The organism is Bacillus sp. 01N45 (assembly GCF_056399205.1).
Genome location: NZ_JBFTQW010000083.1, coordinates 1 through 351, shown reverse-complemented (window position 1 = coordinate 351; position 351 = coordinate 1). Strand labels below are relative to the sequence as shown.

The 351-nt window shown below is 60.1% G+C and carries 1 protein-coding gene; it reads left to right on the top strand.

Annotated elements, in window-relative coordinates; translation table 11 throughout:
• On the top strand, positions 1-351 hold a 351-nt coding region (locus AC1DMU_RS29825; RefSeq protein ID WP_476941713.1), incomplete at both ends, for a UvrD-helicase domain-containing protein.

The following is a 351-nucleotide window of genomic DNA, read 5'->3' as shown; positions in this document are numbered from 1 at the left end:
GTTCTCTGCGACCAACGGCGGCGCCTTCTCGCGACTGAGGGGCATATCGCGCTGCGAGGGGGGGGCGGCTCAGGCAAAACCACCATTGCGCTCGCTAAGGCGTGTGAAGAACTGGCAGCGGGTCGACTTGGCAGCACGGGTAAGTCTCTGTTCATCAGCTTTGCGCGCGCCACTGTAGCGCGTGTTGCTGAGCAAGCAACTGCATCGCTGCCGCGAGATCAACTGACTCGCATCGAAATCAATACCTACCACGGCTTCGCTTGGTCGATCTTGCGAAGTCATGCATACCTGCTTGGCGTACGCCCTGGAGTATCGCTACTCCTTCCAGCTCACGAGCGATCGCGTCTAGCG